The organism is Novosphingobium sp., assembly GCF_032093395.1.
In the GTDB taxonomy this organism is placed as follows: domain Bacteria; phylum Pseudomonadota; class Alphaproteobacteria; order Sphingomonadales; family Sphingomonadaceae; genus Novosphingobium.
Genome location: NZ_DAMDBA010000026.1, coordinates 39,365 through 55,322, shown reverse-complemented (window position 1 = coordinate 55,322; position 15,958 = coordinate 39,365). Strand labels below are relative to the sequence as shown.

Below are 15,958 nucleotides of genomic sequence, written 5' to 3'. Positions count from 1 at the left end.
CGCTGGGCCAGCAGGTGTTGCTGCTGGGCGTGGCCATGCTCTCGTCCAAGGGCGCGGCGGGCGTGACCGGCGCGGGCTTCATCACGCTGGCGGCTACCCTGTCGATCGTGCCTTCGGTGCCGGTCGCGGGCATGGCGCTGATCCTGGGCGTCGACCGCTTCATGTCGGAGTGCCGCAGCCTGACGAACTTCATCGGCAATGCCGTGGCGACGGTCGTGGTCTCGCGCTGGGAAGGCAAGCTCGACACCGAGCGGTTCAACGCCGTGCTGGCCAATCGCGAGCCCGTCGCCGCGGCGAACCCGGCGCTGGTCTGACCGCCCCTACCTGACCTGACCCGGCACGGGGCCTGAAGCCCCGCACAGGAACCACGACCATGAAGACAGTGCCTGCGCGGCTGCTTGCCGCCACCCTTTGCTGCGCCTCCATGACGGCTGGCTCTACGGCTCGGGCCGAAGAGGCGAAAACCCCGGTCTACCCGGTTTCCTCGAACGGCGACGGAGCCGTGATCAACGGCTACAGCATATCCCGCTGGGCCGAGGACTGGCGGGTCATGGCCGACGACGGAAAGCGCGACGATCCGCTGGACCGGCTCAAGTTCCTGCCGCTCGATGGAGACGGTGACATCTACCTCACGCTTTCCGGCGAGCTGCGCCTTCGCGTCAACCAGACCACCAATCCCAACTTGCGCGAGGCAGAAGCGCAGCGGCAGGACATCAGCCGCATCGTGGCGGGGGCCGACCTCCATGTAGGGCCGCACTTGCGCTTTTTCGGTGAGATGGCCCATGCCGGGATCGGTGGCCGGAACATCGGCACCCCGGCGACCAGCATGCGCAACGGCCTTGTCGCTCAGCAGTATTTCGCGGAGGCGCACGGGCAAGTCGCGGGGCTGGACGCAGGCATCCGCTATGGTCGGCAGGAGTTCGTCGACGGACCCAACCTGCTGACCTCGCAGCGCGACAACAACACGATCCATTACACGCTGAACGGCGTGCGCGCCTGGGTGCGCGGCAAGGCGGTGCGCGCCGACGTGTTCGACTTGCGCCCCACGGCATACGGCGAGGACGGCATCGGCGACGACAGGAGCGACCCGGAACGCCGCTTCTCCGGCGTGACGCTGGGCTATGCCGTGCCGAAGACGTTCCTTGGCGATTCGAAACTCTTCGTCGATCCCTTCCTCTGGCGGCGGCGCAACGGCGTCGGCACTTGGGGAGGGCGGATCGGCCCGGCGACGCGCTGGTATGGCGGGGTCCACGTCTACGGCGAAGCCGGGCCGCTCCAGCTGGACTGGACGGTGAACCACCAGTGGGGCGCATTCATGGACCAGAAAATCGATGCCTGGCAGGTGCTGCTGGCGCAGTCCTATCGCCTGGGGGCGTCGAAGTCCGCGCCGCGCATCGGTCTCAGTGCCGACTATGCCAGCGGCGGGGGCGGCTATGGTGACGGAAAGCTGCGCAATGCCTACTCGCCCTTCGGCAACAACGTCTACTACAGCTACCAGCTTTACCTGACGCCCAGCAACTTGCGTTCCATCGCGCCCACTTTCAGCTTCTCGCCGCTGAAGAACGTGAAAGTGAATGCCGAATACCGCTTCGCCTGGCGTGACAGTGTCACCGATGCGGTCTATCGGGCCAACGGCCAACCCTTTGCCGGCACCCAGAACGGCCGGGCGCGCAAGATCGCCGAACTCGCCCGCTTGCAGGCGGTCTGGCAGATCTCGCCGCGCGTCTCGTTCACCGGGCGTTACGAGCATCTCGAAGCCGGCCCCGCGCTGACCGATGCGGGTTACCGCAGCTCCGATTTTCTCGCGGGCTGGCTGAGTTTTCGTTTCTGAAGAAAGAAGGTCGTCGATGTCCCCCACCCGTCACGCCGCCGCCCGCGCGCTGCTTTCCGATCCCCTGACCAACAAGGGGACCGCCTTCACCGCCGAGGAGCGTGACGAGTTCGGCCTGCACGGCCTGCTGCCGCCGCATGTCGGCACGCTCGACAGCCAGATCGAGCGCCGCCGCAAGGCGCTGGAAGAAAAGGAAAGCGACTTCCAGCGCTATGCCTTCCTGCGTGAGCTTCAGGACTCCAACGAAGTGCTGTTCCATGCCCTGGTACAGAGCGACCTGCCGCGCATGCTGCCGCTGGTCTACACGCCCACGGTAGGCGAGGGCTGCGAGCGTTTCAGCGAGATCTGGCGCCGCCCGCGCGGCCTGTTCCTGAGCTATCCCAACCGCGATCGCATCTCCGACATCCTTGCCGATCCGGCCTACGACCGCGTGAAAGTGATCGTCGTCAGCGACGGTGAGCGCATTCTCGGCCTGGGCGACCAGGGCGCGGGCGGTATGGGCATCCCCATCGGCAAGCTGGCGCTCTATACCGCCTGCGCGGGCATCCATCCTTCGGAAGTCCTGCCCATTCTGCTGGACCTCGGGACCGACAACCACGCGCGCCGCGAAGATCCGCTCTATGTGGGTTGGCGCGCGCCGCGCGTGCGCGGGCAGGACTACGACGATTTCGTGGAGGCTTTCGTCAGCGCGGTGGACGATCGTTTCCCCGGCGTCCTCCTTCAGTGGGAGGATTTCGCGGGCAAGAACGCCTATGACCTGCTGGTGCGCTATCGCGACCGCCTGCTGAGCTTCAACGACGATATCCAGGGCACCGCCGCAACCGCCGTCGGCACGCTGCTTGCGGCGATCGGCCGGACCGGCGTGCCGCTCACCGAGCAGCGCGTGGTGCTGTTCGGCGCGGGTGCGGCAGGCAGCGGCGTGGCCGAGATGCTGGTTCAGGCGATGATGGCGGACGGGCTCGACGAGAAGGCGGCGCGCGCGCGGATCTGGGCAGTGGACCGCGACGGCCTGATCCTTTCCGACATTCCGCGCCTGCCGCAGCAGCAGTTGAAGTTGGCGCGTGATCCCGCCGAGATCGAAGGCTGGAACGTCAGCGGTCAGAACATGATCTCGCTTCAGGAAGTGGTCGCCAACGTCCATCCCACCGTGCTGATCGGCACCTCGGGCCAGAAGGCAGCCTTCGACGAGCGCACCATCCGCACCATGGCCGAAAAGGTCGAGCGGCCGGTGGTCTTCCCGCTTTCCAACCCGATCTCGCGCGCCGAGGCGCACCCGGCGGACATTCTCGAATGGACCGAGGGCAAGGCGATCGTCGGCACCGGCAGCCCCTTCGGCACGGCAGGCGTCACGCAGGTCAACAATGTCTACATCTTCCCCGGTGTCGGCCTCGGCGCGCTGGCCAGCGGGGCGACCGCCATCAGCGACGGCATGTTCATGGTCGCCGCGCGCCGCTTGGGCGAGCTGAGCGACGCCAGCTACGACGGTCTGCTCCCTGCCGTCACCGAACTTCGCGAGGTGGCTCTGGAAATCGCCGTTGCCGTCGCGGCGCAGGCGCAGACTGAGGGGCTCGCGACTGCCGAGCCCGAAGCGTTGACGCGCGAGAGCATCGCGGCAAGCATGTGGCAGGCCCGATACGCCTGAGCGAAAGGAAAACGGCATGATCCCGGCAAGCGATGCTCTCAAGGTCGGCCTTCTCGGCTATGGCTATGCGGGAGCCACGTTCCACGCCCCGTTGATCCGCTCAGTCGAGGGGCTGGAACTCGGGCGCTTCGCCAGCAGAAGCCGCGAGAAAGTTCTCGAGCGCTTCCCGGACGCGGTTATCCATGACGATCCCGCAGCCGTGATCCACGATCCCGAGGTCGATCTTGTCGTAGTTGCGACGCCCAATCATACGCACTTTCCTTTGGCGGAAGCGGCGTTGCGGGCGGGCAAACACGTCGTCGTCGACAAGCCCTTCACGCTCGACCTGGCCGAGGCGCGGGCGTTGATCGCGCTGGCGGAGGACGCCGGCTGCCAGCTCACCGTCTTCCACAACCGCCGCTGGGACAGCGACTTTCGCAGCGTGCGCAAGGCGATCGATGCAGGCCTGGTGGGTGATGCCACGCATCTGGAAATCCACTTCGACCGCTTCCGCCCTCAGGTCCGTGACCGCTGGCGGGAGGGTGACGGGCCGGGCGCGGGCGTGTGGTTCGATCTCGGGCCGCACCTCGTCGACCATGCGCTGCTGCTGATGGGCCTGCCGGATCGCGTCACTGCCTCGCTCGCCATGCAGCGCGAGGGCGCACGCAGTCCGGACTGGGCGCATGTCGTTCTCGCGTTCGGCACGAAGCGCGCGGTTCTTCACGCCTCGATGCTGGTAGCAGGCGGCGTACCGCGCTTCATTGTCCACGGCACGGGCGGCAGCGCGGTCAAGCTCGGCATGGACGTGCAGGAAAGCCAACTGCTTGCCGGGATGGCGCCGGGGGCACCCGGTTGGGGTGAGGACGGCGACCCGCTTGTGCTCTACGATGCGCAGGGCAATGCGAGCCGTTTGCCTGCCGAGCCTGGCGACCAGCGCGAATTCTATCGCCTCGTCGGGGAAGCTGTGCAGGGCAGGGCGGCCAATCCGGTGCCGCCGATCCAGTCGCTGGCGGTCATGGCGGTGATCGAGGCGGCGGAGCGATCCGCTGCGGAAGGGCGGTCGGTGGCGCTGCCGCTGACCGAGGCCGAGCGCACGGCCTGGATGGTCAGCCGGGCCTGATCCGAAGGGGTTGGTATAAGGCAAACGTCATCCTGAACTTGTTTCAGGATCCATTCCTGAACCTCAGCGGCGGCTTGTTCGGCAAGATGGATCCTGAAACAAGTTCAGGATGACGTGGAGTTTCGGTGCGAAGTGGCTGCTATGCGCATTCCCGGGCCGTCGATATGCGATCTTGAACCATATAAGAAAACGGGCCGTCCTTTCGGACGGCCCGTTTCTCTTTTCTCGTAAGCCGAAGCTTAGCCCGCAGGCAGCAGCTTACGGTCGCTGGCGATGCGGTTCATCGCCTTTTGCAGCTTCTCGAACGCGCGCACCTCGATCTGGCGGACGCGCTCGCGGCTGACGTGATAGACCTGGCTCAGCTCTTCGAGCGTCTTCGGGTCTTCGGTCAGGCGGCGTTCCATCAGGATGTCGCGCTCGCGCTCGTTCAAACCGTCCATCGCTTCGACCAGCATGGCGTGACGGACGGTGGCTTCTTCCGCGTCAGCGACAGTTTCGTCCTGAAGCGGACGGTCATCCGCGAGAACATCCTGCCACTGGCCTTCGCCTTCCTCGCGCAGCGAGACGTTCAGCGAGGCATCGCCGCCCATCATCATGCGCCGGTTCATGTTGACCACTTCCTGCTCGGAAACGCCGAGCGTGGTTGCGATCTTGGCCACATCGTCCGGATGAAGGTCGGAATCCTCGTAGGCGTCGAGGTTCTTCTTCATGCGGCGCAGGTTGAAGAACAGTTTCTTCTGCGCGGCGGTGGTGCCCATCTTCACGAGCGACCACGAACGCAGGATGTACTCTTGAATCGAAGCCTTGATCCACCACATAGCATAAGTGGCGAGGCGGAAGCCCCGATCGGGTTCGAACTTCTTCACACCCTGCATGAGTCCGATGTTGCCTTCGGAGATCAGTTCCGAGACCGGCAGGCCGTAGCCGCGGTAACCCATCGCGATCTTCGCAACGAGGCGAAGGTGGCTGGTCACCAGCTGGCCGGCGGCTGCCGGGTCTTCATGCTCCTTGTAGCGCTTGGCGAGCATGTATTCCTGCTCGGGCGCGAGAAGCGGGAACTTGCGGATTTCGGACAGGTAGCGGTTGAGGCTCTGCTCACCGCCCAGTGCCGGCACCGCCGGGAGATTACGTTGCTTGCTCACAATTCCGTCCTTTCCGGTCGGCCCGCGGTCGAAGACCCTTGCGAGGCGTCTTAGCTTGGGGCCACCTAATCAAGATAGCACATTTATCCGATTTCAGTGTCGCAGTTCGTCGATCAGTGTCCGCATGTCGTCGGGCAAGGGACTGACGAAATGGACGTTCTCTCCTGTAACGGGATGGACGAAGCCAAGTTCCGCGGCGTGGAGAGCCTGTCGGGTGAAACCGAGTCGCTGAAGAATCGGGCGAATCGCTGAAGGTGTACGACCATATACAGGGTCTCCCAGTAGCGAATGCCCGATTGACGACATGTGAACGCGGACCTGATGCGTCCGTCCCGTTTCCAGGCGGCACTCCACGAGACTCGCGTTCTTCAGCGCTTCAAGCGTCTTGTAATGCGTTACCGCATGCTTGCCGCGCCCATCCTCCACCAGCGCCATCTTCTTGCGATTGACGGTGGAGCGGGCGATCGCGCCGCGCACCGTTCCGGCGATCGGGATGGGGCGACCGGACACGACGGCCCGGTAGGCGCGTGCGATCGAATGGTCCGCGAACTGCACCGCCAGCCCTTCGTGCGCCTTGTCGGTCTTGGCGACCACCAGCAGGCCCGAGGTGTCCTTGTCGATCCGATGGACGATCCCCGGTCGCGCAACGCCGCCGATCCCCGAAAGCTGGCCCCGGCAGTGATGCAGCAGGGCGTTCACCAGCGTGCCGTCTAGATTGCCGGCTGCCGGATGGACCACGAGCCCCGCCGGCTTGTCGACGATGATCAGGTATTCGTCCTCGAACACGACATTGAGCGGAATGTCCTGGGCCACCGCTTCGGCGGGCGCGGCCTCGGGCACTTCGATCGCGAAAGCCGTGCCGCCCGCCACTTTGAGTGAAGCCTGCGATACCGGCTTGCCGGCCAGCGAGATGCGGCCTTCGCCCATCAGCGCCTTTACGCGTTCGCGCGAAAGTCCGCTGGCGTCGGCCAGTGCCTTGTCCAAACGGCCGCCTTCGCTGCCGATGAAACCCTGGATGATGTTTTCGTAAGCCCCCATTGCCTGTAGGATTTGGGGATGAATGTCGAAGTGACAAGTGACGTGATCGCAAGATTGCATGAAGAATCCGCCAGCGCGCACCCGCAGGAGTGTTGCGGCATCCTGCTTGGAGAGGAGCGTCACGGAAACGACCGCATAACGCAAGCGATTCCGGCCCCCAATGTAGCCGCCGAGCCCACCCGTCATTTCGAGATCGACCCGGCCATACTGCTCGCGGCGCACCGGACGGCCCGTCAGGGCGGCCCGAAGGTTCTGGGCTATTACCACTCCCATCCGGTCGGTCACCCGGTTCCTTCGGCGACGGATTGCGAACATTCCACCGGGGATTTGCGCGTTTGGGCGATCATAGCGGACGGGCAGGTTGCATTCTGGCGCGATACCGGGAATGGATTTGCACCCATCACATGCCATATGGTCGGATAGACGGCTTCTAACGGCCTGAATTCGAATGCCTGAACTCCATCGATCGCTTAACAGGGAAGTCCCCAGTCCATGACGACCAGCTCGCTCGAACTTGCCAGCCTGCTATGTTCGCGCCTGTGCCATGACATGCTCAGCCCGGTCGGCGCGCTGACCAACGGGCTGGAGCTGCTCGCGGACGAGAAAGATCCCGAGATGCGCCAGCGCTGCTTCGAGCTGCTGGACCAGAGCGCACGAATCTCGGCCGACAAGCTGAAGTTCTTCCGGCTTGCGTTCGGGGCCGCAGGCGGTTTCGGAGATATGGTTCCGGTCAGCGAAGCCCGCGCGCTCATCGATGCGCTGGTGGCGAACAATGCGCGCATCGTGCTGAACTGGGCGCTCGGCAGCGAGATGCTGCCCAAGCCGGCGGTAAAGACCCTGCTCAATTTCGGCCTGGTCGGCATCGAGGCCCTGCCACGCGGCGGTACTCTGGACCTTGCGGCGGAATTCCGTGATGGCATGAGCGAAATCGTCGTCCGGGCGGCGGGTCCGCGCATCGCCTTCGATCGCGATATCGGCCGCGCGCTTGAAGGAACGCTGCCGGAAGGCGATCTTTCCAGCCGCACCGCGCCCGCAGCGATGATCCAGCAGCTGGCGCACGGACAGGGCGGCAAGCTGCAATATGCCCTGGCGGACGACGCGCTGGTTCTAGGCGCGGTGCTGCCCGGAGCCTGATGGAAAAGGGGCGGGAGACGACGATGAACCGCTGGCTGGTCAACAGGACCGTCGTCTCGCCCAACTTCAACGAGCGCAAGCTGCCGATCTCGATGGTCGTGCTGCACTACACGGGCATGAAATCGGCCGCCGAGGCGCTGGAGCGGATGTGCGACCCCAAGGCGGAAGTCTCGGCGCATTACATGATCGATGAGGAGGGCTTGGTCACCTCGCTCGTGCCGGAAGGCAAGCGGGCCTGGCATGCCGGGCGATCCTACTGGCGCGGCGTGACCGATATTAACTCCGCCTCGATCGGCATCGAACTCGTCAATCCCGGCCATGAATGGGGCTATCGACCGTTCCCGGAAGCGCAGATGGAGGCGCTTCTTCCTCTCCTGGCGGATATCGTCAAACGCAACGGCATCACGCGGGGCAATGTGGTGGGTCATTCCGACATCGCGCCGGCACGCAAGCAGGATCCCGGCGAATATTTCGACTGGGCGCGGCTGGGCGAGCTGGGCCTTGCGCTCAAGATTCCACGCGCGAAGATGAACCTCTTCTACGACAATCCCGGCGCCTTCTACCTCGCGCTGGAAAGGTTCGGATACGACATCGCCGATGGGCGGGCAGCCGTAACCGCATTCCAGCGCCGCTGGCGGCCGGAATTGATCGATGGCGAGATCGACGGCGAAATCGGCGCAATTCTGTTGGAACTGCTGTTGGAGCGCGACGCCGGCCGTGCTACGTGACCGCCCGCACCGGGGAGCCGGGCAGCCGCGGGCGTCATTTTTGGCGCGCGAGGAAAGTCCGGGCTCCACGAAACAAGGGTGGCGGGTAACACCCGCCGGGCGAGTCGGGTTTTCAGACCCGGCGAAGCCTAGGGAAAGTGCCACAGAGAGCAGACCGCCTCGCCAACAGGGTTCGTCCCTTGCGGCAGGTAAGGGTGAAAGGGTGCGGTAAGAGCGCACCGCGCTTCCGGTAACGGAAAGCGGCATGGCAAACCCCACTCGGAGCAAGACCGAATAGGGGCTGCGCGCCGTCTTTGAACGGCGGGTTCGTTTCGGACCCAGGCAGCCCGGGTTGGTCGCTTGAGCGGCGCAGCAATGCGTCGCCTAGAGGAATGGCTGCCGCCGCGGCGTAAGGTCCCTCCTTGGGGAGACCACGCCAGGTACAAAACCCGGCTTACAGGCTCCCCGGTGCTTTTTTTGGAACAAGCTGACGGTTAACCGTCGTCCCGGACTTGATCCGGGACCGCTGGCAATTCTTCAGGCGAAACCTCGCTGAACAGCGCCTAGCCGAGAGTTGGGTGACGCGAGGCCAGCGGTCCCGGATCAAGTCCGGGACGACGATCCTTAAAACTCCGCCGCAACCTGCACGCTTATGCCGTCATCGCTTTCGCACGCCTGGATGAACCAGCGTTCGCTGCCTTCCAGCCCGATCGCGGTGAGGCGCCCGTGCATGTAGGCCCCGGTGTCGATGCCGACGCGGTTGCCCCGTACATCCGGTTCCTCGGTGATCGTGTGGCCGTGGATGACGAAGCCGCCGAAGCCTCCATTGTGGCTGAGGAAGGGTTCGCGGATCCACCGGCAGTCGTGGCCGAGCTGATTTTCCAGCGGCGTATCGGGTCTTACCCCGGCATGGACGAATACGTAGTCGCCCAGGCGGATCATCTTCTGGAAACCGTCGATGAAGTCGAAGTCTTCCTGGGGGATCGCGTCCATGGCCGCGCCGTGCAGCATATCCAGTTCGGCCTCTCGCACGAATGCCGGATCCATGCCGTAGGACAGGATCGTCTCTCGCCCGCCGAACTTGAGGAAGCTGCGGAATGCGTCGAGCTTGTCGCGGGAGACCAGCAGCATCTCCTCGTGATTGCCCTGGATGAATTCGACGTCTCTCCCCGCGGCCAGCTCTCGGGCTCGCGCAAGGACGCCGGCACTGCTGGGTCCGCGATCTATCAGGTCGCCCAGCAGGATGATCAGGCTTCTGACTTTGCCTTGTGCGGGGTTGGCGGGATGGAGCGCGCGATGGGAATCGTCCCGCTCGATGGCCTCGATCAGCCGTTCGAACAGGTCCAGGCGCCCATGAACATCGCCGATAGCGTAGACGCGCTGTCCTGCGGGCAGTTGGGGAAGGCGGGCGCTGGGAGCGCGGCCGAGGAGGTTTCTGATCTTCGCGAGCATTGCGTGGCGTGAACTATAGAAAGCCGCGCCGTTGCCGACAAGCGGAACCGAAGCTTGCCTTGTTCCGCTTGAGCCGGATCGTGCCTGTGCCAGGCCTTATCGGAGATAGAAGTCCACGGTCGTGACCACCCGCACTTTCTTGTAGGGCGTGTCGGAAACGCCCCAGCCGCCACCCGAATCGCCGTCGCGCGCTTCTATGGTGAAGTAACCCTGGGTTGCATTCTTGATCGCGCCGACTTCCGCGCCGCTGTCCTTGGCGAACTGTTCGGCGGAGGCGCGCGCGTCCCTGGTGGCGGCTGCGACCATGGGCGGCTTGATGTCGTTCAGGCGGGTGAAGGTGAACGCCATGCCGGAGCCTTCCTCCAGGATGACGCCGCGCCGCACGAGCTCGAACTGGCGCCGTACCGCATCCTGCGCGCGCTTGACGTCCTGTGTGCGCAAGGTCACGCGCTGGCGTACGGTGAAGCTGACGATGCCGTTGTCCTTGGTCTGCTGGACGTTGGCGCCGGTAGGCTGCAAGGCGTCGGCGGGAAATCCGACTTCGCTGAAGAACGTGCGGATGGCGCGGGTATCGTTTTCCACGCCGGCTTGCGCCGTCGCCAGATCGCCGGCGCTGGAGGAATAGGCGATGGTCCAGGTCGCGAGGTCGGCCGTGACATCGCGTTCGGCAAGGCCGCGCACGGTGACGGAACGATCGGCACGATGCGCGCGCCGCATGCCGTCTCCCAGCAGATATCCACCGGCAACGAGCCCGATGGCCAGGATGGTCGAGGCTGCAAGCAGGCCCCGGCTCGCGGGATCGCGCAAGAAGAAGGTGGAGCGACGGTGGTTGCCTGGGCTATCGTCATTCATCGCAGCTTCTCCCTGAAGTCTCCGGAACATGTCGCTCGCCGCGTGTACCGATGATGAACCGTTCCGTAGCTGCGATGAATCGAAGGAATACTCCCGTGACCAAGTACCTCCACACCATGATCCGCGTTACCGATCCAGACGCCACGATCCGCTTCTTCGAACTGATCGGGCTCAAGGAAACGCGCCGCTTTTCCAGCGATCAGGGGCGCTTCACGCTGATCTATCTTGCCGCGCCCGGCGAAGAAGCCGAAGTGGAATTGACCTACAACTGGCCGGCCGAAGACGGATCGTTCGAGGAATATGCCGGTGGCCGTAACTTCGGCCATTTGGCGTTCCAGGTCGAGGATATCTACGCGACCTGCCAGACCCTTTCCGACGCGGGCATTACCATCAATCGCCCGCCGCGGGATGGCCACATGGCGTTCGTGCGCACGCCCGACGGTATCTCCGTGGAACTTCTCCAGGACGGCCGTCTCGACCCGGCAGAGCCCTGGGCCTCGATGCCCAACATCGGCAGCTGGTAAAGCCGAACTCCCTGTTTCGTAAGGCAAGTCAGTTAACTTTATGAAATAGACGCATGTTCATTGGCGTGTCGAAAGCATTGCCAATAGTCCGCCCCATACGATGAAATTCTCGAACAACCGGTAGCTCTCTGGGGTGCCGGTTGTTCTCGCATGGAGTCGATCCGATCCACGGCGGGGGCTAAGGTGGGACTGGTTGAGCTAACTTCGCAGGCGTTGAACGGCCTGCTCTTTATCGAGCTGGAGCTTCTGCTTTTCGCGGGCTTCTGGGTGCTGATCGGCAGTTTCGACGAACTGGCCGTGGACTGTTGCTGGATCTGGTTCCGACTTGTCGGGCGCGCGCGGACCACGCGTATTTCCGGCAGGGAAGTCCATGCGCCGCTTCGCGGCAAGGCTGCCGTTTTCATTGCGGCCTGGCAGGAAGAGCAGGTGATCGGCCATACGATTCGCCATGCCCTGTCGGTGTGGCAACAGGACGATTTCACGCTCTACATCGGATGCTACGGCAACGATCCGGCCACGGTCTGTGCCGCGATGGAAGGGGCGGGCATGGATTCGCGGGTGCGGGTGGTCATCCATGATCGTGCCGGGCCCACGACCAAGGCCGATTGCCTCAACCGCCTTTACCAAGCCCTCTGCGACGACGAACGGATGACGGGGCGGCGGTTCCGATGCGTGATCCTTCACGATTCCGAGGACATGGTTCATGCGGCCGAACTGGCCGTGATCGATGCTGGGCTCTGCTCTGCCGACTTCGTGCAACTGCCGGTGAGACCCGAGCCGCAACCCGCCTCGCGATGGATCGGGGGCCACTATGTTGATGAATTCGCCGAAGCGCACAGCAAATCGCTGGTCGTGCGCGATGCGCTCGGGGCGGCGATCCCCGCCGCCGGCGTAGGCTGCGGCTTTGCCAGGGACATGCTCGAACGCATCGCGGTCGACCGGCAACTGGAAGGCAGCCCGGGGCCATTCGCGGCGGAATGCCTCACCGAGGATTACGAACTGGGCGTTCTGGTCGCTCGCAAAGGCGGCCGCGCCCGTTTCCTGCGTGCTCGTGACGAGAACGGCGAACTCGTCGCCACACGCGCCTATTTTCCTGCGCGCCTCAAGGAATCGGTACGGCAGAAGACGCGCTGGATTCACGGGATCGCTTTTCAGGGCTGGGAGCGCCTCGGTTGGGAAGGCAAGCCGGCCGACACCTGGATGGCGCTTAGAGATCGACGCGGGCCGCTTACCGCCATCGTGCTGGCAGGCAGCTACGCGCTGGTGATCGTCGAAGGAATGTTGGGCATACCGCGCGCGCTGGGTTGGGACATACCGGCGATGCCGGGGCCGCCCCTGTTGAAGTGGATGATCGGCGCGGGGCTTCTCAGCCTGGTCTGGCGCAGCATGTTGAGAGCCTTGCTGACGGGGCGCGAATACGGATTCGTCGAAGGCGTTTGGGCGATCCTGCGCATACCCGTGGCGAACTATATCGCCATCATGGCGGGCCGGGATGCCCTGGCCGCCTATATCAAAACGCTGCGTGGCGGGGAGGTCGTCTGGGACAAGACCCGGCATGATGCCCATCCCGCCGCCGGAGGGGGCGCCGCCGCATGACCATGACCCGGCATCTTCGCGGGCAGCCGCTTGTCGCTTTGCTGGCCGTTCTGGCAGGCTGGATGGGAGGGCGCATATCGGCCTGGGACATCGCCATGCCGATCCCGGCCGCAAAGGTTCATGCGAAACCTCTGTCAGGGACATATGAGAACCGCCTGGAGGACCGCTCCGAGGGTGACTTCATGCCCGGCCCGCTGTCCTTTGCAGGCGCGGGCCTTTACCCACCACCCGGCTTCGCCCCCGGCTATCCGCCCGCCTCCGAGGTGCGCAGTGCGTACCCGGTCTATGTGAAAGTGCCGGTTTGGGTGGAGCGGCAAGCTCCGTTCAAGGGGGCGCCGCCTTCAATGCTCTACGGGGATTATCGCTTGGCCGGCTCGCCGGAAGCGACCGGAGCTTCATCGGTGACGCCGGGATTGGGAATGGCCGAGGAAGCAGGCCTTCCCGCAGGTCTGCCGTCGCTGCGGCAACTGGCGGCGCAGCCTTATCCCTCTTCCAGCGCGACGCCGGTATCCCTGCCGGTCGTACCGCCGAAGCGGTGGTCGTCGGACGCCTGGGCGCTTGTCCGCAAAGGTAGTTCCGGACCGCTGACCAATGGCGCGCTTCCCGCGACCTACGGTGCCAGCCAAACCGGCGCAGTGGTGCGCTACAGGTTGGTGCAGGGCGATCCACGGCAGTTTTCCGGCTACCTGCGAACGACTGCGACCCTGGGCGCGGCGCGCGGCGAGACGACGGCGGCACTGGGTCTTTCGGGCCGGCCTTTACCCAAGGTGCCCGTGATCGCCGCCGTGGAGGCGCAGCTTACGCAACAGGGCGGCACGACGCGCATTCAGCCCGCCGCCATGCTCGTAACCCAGCTTCCCTACATCAAGATGCCGGGCGGCTTGCGTGGCGAGGCTTACGCACAGGCAGGCTATGTGGCAGGCCGTTTCGCCACGCCTTTCGCGGATGGACAGTTCCGTGCCGACCGAAAGTTACTGGGCCAGGGCAGGGCGGAACTGCGGCTGGGCGGCGGTGTCTGGGGCGGCGCCCAGGACGGGGCCGGACGCCTCGATGCGGGGCCTTCGGCCACGCTGACCATGCCGCTCGGACGCAGGGCTTTCGGCAGAGTGGCTGCCGACTGGCGGTTCCGGGTCGCCGGCGATGCGGATCCCGGATCCGGCCCGGCGCTCACTCTATCCGCAGGTTTCTGATTCCCGCCTTCCCTGGAGGCTGATGCTGCGGTAGCGAGAGGGGTGGAATGGATGTCTATCTCCCCATAGCCAACCTCTCGGTCAACGGCATCATCATCGTTGGCCTGGGCGCGATCACCGGCCTGCTTTCGGGCATGTTCGGCGTGGGCGGCGGCTTTCTCACGACGCCGCTGATGATCTTCTACGGGATCCCGCCGACCGTGGCTGCGGCCTCGGCGGCCAGCCAGGTGACCGGCGCCAGCGTATCCGGCGTCTTCGCTCACACGCGGCGCGGCGGCGTGGACTATCACATGGGGGGCGTCATGGTGGTGGGAGGGATCATCGGCACCGGCATCGGCGCGGGCCTGTTCAGCCTGCTCCAGCGACTGGGGCAGATCGATACCGTCATCAACATACTCTACGTGCTGATGCTGGGCGGGATCGGCGGCCTGATGGCCAAGGAGAGCATCCAGACCATCCGAGCGGAACGATCCGGCGTGCCGATCGCCGCGCGCAAGCGGCGGCATCATCCCATGGTCGCCAGCTTACCGCTGCGCTGGCGGTTCTATCGTTCCGGCCTCTACATTTCCCCCCTGGCACCGCTGCTGCTGGGCATCGGCACCGGCATCCTCACGATGCTGATGGGCGTGGGCGGCGGTTTCATCCTCGTTCCCGCCATGCTCTACATTCTGGGCATGAGCGCGAACGTGGTGGTCGGAACCTCGCTGTTCCAGATTCTGTTTGTGACCATGGCGACGACGATGATGCATTCTATCACCACCCATGCGGTGGATATCGTGCTTGCCTCGCTGCTGCTGCTGGGTTCGGTCACGGGCGCGCAGCTTGGCGCACAGTTTGCGCAGAAAGCCAGCCCGGTGAAGCTGCGCCTCGTGCTTGCGATCATCGTCCTTCTGGTCGCGGGCCGCATGGCGATCGGCCTCGGCTATCGCCCGGACGAGATCTACACGGTCGCGCCGCTGTGAAGCGGGCCCTGGCACCGGCGTTCGCGCTTGTCGCGGCAGTTCTGCTCGGCGCTGCGCGCGATCCGATCCTGGTCCCGGAAGTTTCCCAGCACGAAGTGGACTTGCGGCAGGGTTTTACCGGCACGGAGCTGCTGCTTTTCGGCGCCATCCTGACGCCCGAAGGCTCGCGCGCCGCACAGGACTACGACATCGTCGTCGTTCTGAAAGGCCCGACCCAGTCCATCGTCCTGCGTGAGAAACAGAAGGTGGCAGGGATCTGGATCAACGCCGACAGTACCGAATTGCGCTCGGCGCCTTCCTTCTACGGCCTGGCATCGACCCGGCCGATCAAGGACATCGTCGACGACAAGACCGCCGCGATCTACGAACTTGGCCTGAAGTGGCTGCAACTGTCACCCATCGGCGCCATCGATCCTGCCGAGCAGGCGCGCTTTTCCAACGGTCTCGTCGATCTCAATCGCCGCAACCGCCTTTACCGGGAGGAAGAGCGGGGCGTGAAAGTGAGCGAACAAGTGCTCTATCAGGCCCGGATCTGGCTGCCCTCGCAAGTGCCCACCGGCACCTACACCGCCGAGACTTATGCCGTTTCGCAGGGGCGCGTGGTCGCCTCTGCCAGCAGCCAGGTGGAAGTGCGCAAGCTGGGGTTCGAGCGTGCCATTGCGAATTTTTCCGAGAACTACGGCTTCGCCTATGGCCTGCTGGCGGTGCTGGTGTCGGTCGGCATGGGGTGGCTTGCCGGAAGACTCTTCGCGCTCCGCTGATCCGGCATCGCACATTTAGCGGGAAATT

16 protein-coding genes and 1 other RNA gene are annotated in these 15,958 nt (G+C 64.6%); 13 read left to right on the top strand and 4 right to left on the bottom strand.

The genetic code is table 11. The features are described from left to right. The 4 genes from RT424_RS11140 to RT424_RS11125 form a co-directional block, all read left to right on the top strand. Nucleotides 1-314: cation:dicarboxylate symporter family transporter (locus RT424_RS11140; RefSeq protein WP_313437746.1), on the top strand; the 314-nt coding region annotated here is incomplete at its 5' end. Between the two features lie 59 nt (nt 315-373). Then, nucleotides 374-1,831, top strand: coding sequence for an alginate export family protein (locus RT424_RS11135; RefSeq protein ID WP_409521476.1), 1,458 nt, complete (start codon nt 374-376; stop codon nt 1,829-1,831). 16 nt (nt 1,832-1,847) lie between these two features. Next, nucleotides 1,848-3,473 carry an NAD-dependent malic enzyme gene (locus RT424_RS11130; protein ID WP_313437743.1) on the top strand — a complete coding sequence of 542 codons (1,626 nt, stop codon included), beginning with the start codon at nt 1,848-1,850 and terminating at the stop codon, nt 3,471-3,473. Between the two features lie 16 nt (nt 3,474-3,489). Then, complete coding sequence (locus tag RT424_RS11125; protein WP_313437741.1) at nt 3,490-4,572, top strand: oxidoreductase; 1,083 nt, start codon at nt 3,490-3,492, stop codon at nt 4,570-4,572. A 239-nt stretch (nt 4,573-4,811) separates the two neighbouring features. Here the strand turns inward: RT424_RS11125 and rpoH are convergent, their stop codons facing one another. Next, nucleotides 4,812-5,714 (bottom strand): RNA polymerase sigma factor RpoH, encoded by a 903-nt coding sequence (rpoH, locus tag RT424_RS11120; RefSeq protein WP_313437738.1) that lies wholly within the window; start codon nt 5,712-5,714, stop codon nt 4,812-4,814. A 93-nt stretch (nt 5,715-5,807) separates the two neighbouring features. After that, complete coding sequence (locus RT424_RS11115) at nt 5,808-6,752, bottom strand: RluA family pseudouridine synthase (protein ID WP_313437736.1); 945 nt, start codon at nt 6,750-6,752, stop codon at nt 5,808-5,810. Nucleotides 6,753-6,770: 18 nt separating this feature from the next. Between RT424_RS11115 and RT424_RS11110 the strand changes: the two genes are divergently transcribed. From RT424_RS11110 to rnpB, 4 genes are all read left to right on the top strand, one after another. Then, complete coding sequence (locus RT424_RS11110; protein WP_313437733.1) at nt 6,771-7,175, top strand: M67 family metallopeptidase; 405 nt, start codon at nt 6,771-6,773, stop codon at nt 7,173-7,175. 69 nt (nt 7,176-7,244) lie between these two features. Beyond that, the gene (locus RT424_RS11105; protein WP_313437731.1) at nt 7,245-7,886 is read left to right on the top strand and encodes a histidine phosphotransferase family protein; all 642 of its coding nucleotides are present in this window, start codon (nt 7,245-7,247) and stop codon (nt 7,884-7,886) included. Nucleotides 7,887-7,909: 23 nt separating this feature from the next. Continuing rightward, nucleotides 7,910-8,614: an N-acetylmuramoyl-L-alanine amidase gene (locus RT424_RS11100; RefSeq protein WP_313437728.1), complete on the top strand. Its 705-nt coding sequence runs from the start codon at nt 7,910-7,912 to the stop codon at nt 8,612-8,614. Nucleotides 8,615-8,623: 9 nt separating this feature from the next. Beyond that, nucleotides 8,624-9,066, top strand: an RNA gene (gene rnpB / locus RT424_RS11095) — RNase P RNA component class A. 151 nt (nt 9,067-9,217) lie between these two features. Here the strand turns inward: rnpB and RT424_RS11090 are convergent. Next, nucleotides 9,218-10,045, bottom strand: coding sequence for a metallophosphoesterase (locus RT424_RS11090; protein ID WP_313437726.1), 828 nt, complete (start codon nt 10,043-10,045; stop codon nt 9,218-9,220). A 96-nt stretch (nt 10,046-10,141) separates the two neighbouring features. Next, nucleotides 10,142-10,897, bottom strand: coding sequence for an SIMPL domain-containing protein (locus RT424_RS11085; protein ID WP_313437723.1), 756 nt, complete (start codon nt 10,895-10,897; stop codon nt 10,142-10,144). Nucleotides 10,898-10,992: 95 nt separating this feature from the next. Between RT424_RS11085 and RT424_RS11080 the strand changes: the two genes are divergently transcribed. The 5 genes from RT424_RS11080 (at nt 10,993) to RT424_RS11060 (ending at nt 15,930) form a co-directional block, all read left to right on the top strand. Beyond that, the gene (locus RT424_RS11080) at nt 10,993-11,421 is read left to right on the top strand and encodes a VOC family protein (protein WP_313437721.1); all 429 of its coding nucleotides are present in this window, start codon (nt 10,993-10,995) and stop codon (nt 11,419-11,421) included. A 150-nt stretch (nt 11,422-11,571) separates the two neighbouring features. Then, complete coding sequence (locus tag RT424_RS11075) at nt 11,572-13,017, top strand: glycosyl transferase family protein (RefSeq protein ID WP_313437718.1); 1,446 nt, start codon at nt 11,572-11,574, stop codon at nt 13,015-13,017. Then, the gene (locus tag RT424_RS11070) at nt 13,014-14,207 is read left to right on the top strand and encodes a hypothetical protein (protein ID WP_313437715.1); all 1,194 of its coding nucleotides are present in this window, start codon (nt 13,014-13,016) and stop codon (nt 14,205-14,207) included. The genes RT424_RS11075 and RT424_RS11070 overlap by 4 nt, the downstream gene beginning before the upstream one ends. Before the next feature lie 47 nt (nt 14,208-14,254). Further along, a complete protein-coding gene (locus RT424_RS11065) occupies nt 14,255-15,169 on the top strand; it encodes a sulfite exporter TauE/SafE family protein (protein ID WP_313437712.1) in 915 nt (304 codons plus the stop codon). Next, the gene (locus RT424_RS11060; protein WP_313437709.1) at nt 15,166-15,930 is read left to right on the top strand and encodes a TIGR02186 family protein; all 765 of its coding nucleotides are present in this window, start codon (nt 15,166-15,168) and stop codon (nt 15,928-15,930) included. Before RT424_RS11065 ends, RT424_RS11060 begins: the two co-directional genes overlap by 4 nt. The last annotated feature ends 28 nt before the right edge of the window (nt 15,931-15,958 follow it).

What these genes read in the sequence shown, in the direction of transcription:
- RT424_RS11130 (WP_313437743.1), top strand. Translation starts at nt 1,848, where the DNA reads ATGTCCCCCACCCGTCACGCCGCCGCCCGCGCGCTGCTTTCCGATCCC.
- RT424_RS11090 (WP_313437726.1), bottom strand. Translation starts at nt 10,045, where the DNA reads ATGCTCGCGAAGATCAGAAACCTCCTCGGCCGCGCTCCCAGCGCCCGC.
- RT424_RS11115 (WP_313437736.1), bottom strand. Translation starts at nt 6,752, where the DNA reads ATGGGGGCTTACGAAAACATCATCCAGGGTTTCATCGGCAGCGAAGGC.
- RT424_RS11075 (WP_313437718.1), top strand. Translation starts at nt 11,572, where the DNA reads ATGGAGTCGATCCGATCCACGGCGGGGGCTAAGGTGGGACTGGTTGAG.
- RT424_RS11110 (WP_313437733.1), top strand. Translation starts at nt 6,771, where the DNA reads ATGAATGTCGAAGTGACAAGTGACGTGATCGCAAGATTGCATGAAGAA.
- RT424_RS11070 (WP_313437715.1), top strand. Translation starts at nt 13,014, where the DNA reads ATGACCATGACCCGGCATCTTCGCGGGCAGCCGCTTGTCGCTTTGCTG.
- RT424_RS11135 (WP_409521476.1), top strand. Translation starts at nt 374, where the DNA reads ATGAAGACAGTGCCTGCGCGGCTGCTTGCCGCCACCCTTTGCTGCGCC.
- RT424_RS11125 (WP_313437741.1), top strand. Translation starts at nt 3,490, where the DNA reads ATGATCCCGGCAAGCGATGCTCTCAAGGTCGGCCTTCTCGGCTATGGC.
- RT424_RS11100 (WP_313437728.1), top strand. Translation starts at nt 7,910, where the DNA reads ATGAACCGCTGGCTGGTCAACAGGACCGTCGTCTCGCCCAACTTCAAC.
- RT424_RS11065 (WP_313437712.1), top strand. Translation starts at nt 14,255, where the DNA reads ATGGATGTCTATCTCCCCATAGCCAACCTCTCGGTCAACGGCATCATC.
- RT424_RS11105 (WP_313437731.1), top strand. Translation starts at nt 7,245, where the DNA reads ATGACGACCAGCTCGCTCGAACTTGCCAGCCTGCTATGTTCGCGCCTG.
- RT424_RS11085 (WP_313437723.1), bottom strand. Translation starts at nt 10,897, where the DNA reads ATGAATGACGATAGCCCAGGCAACCACCGTCGCTCCACCTTCTTCTTG.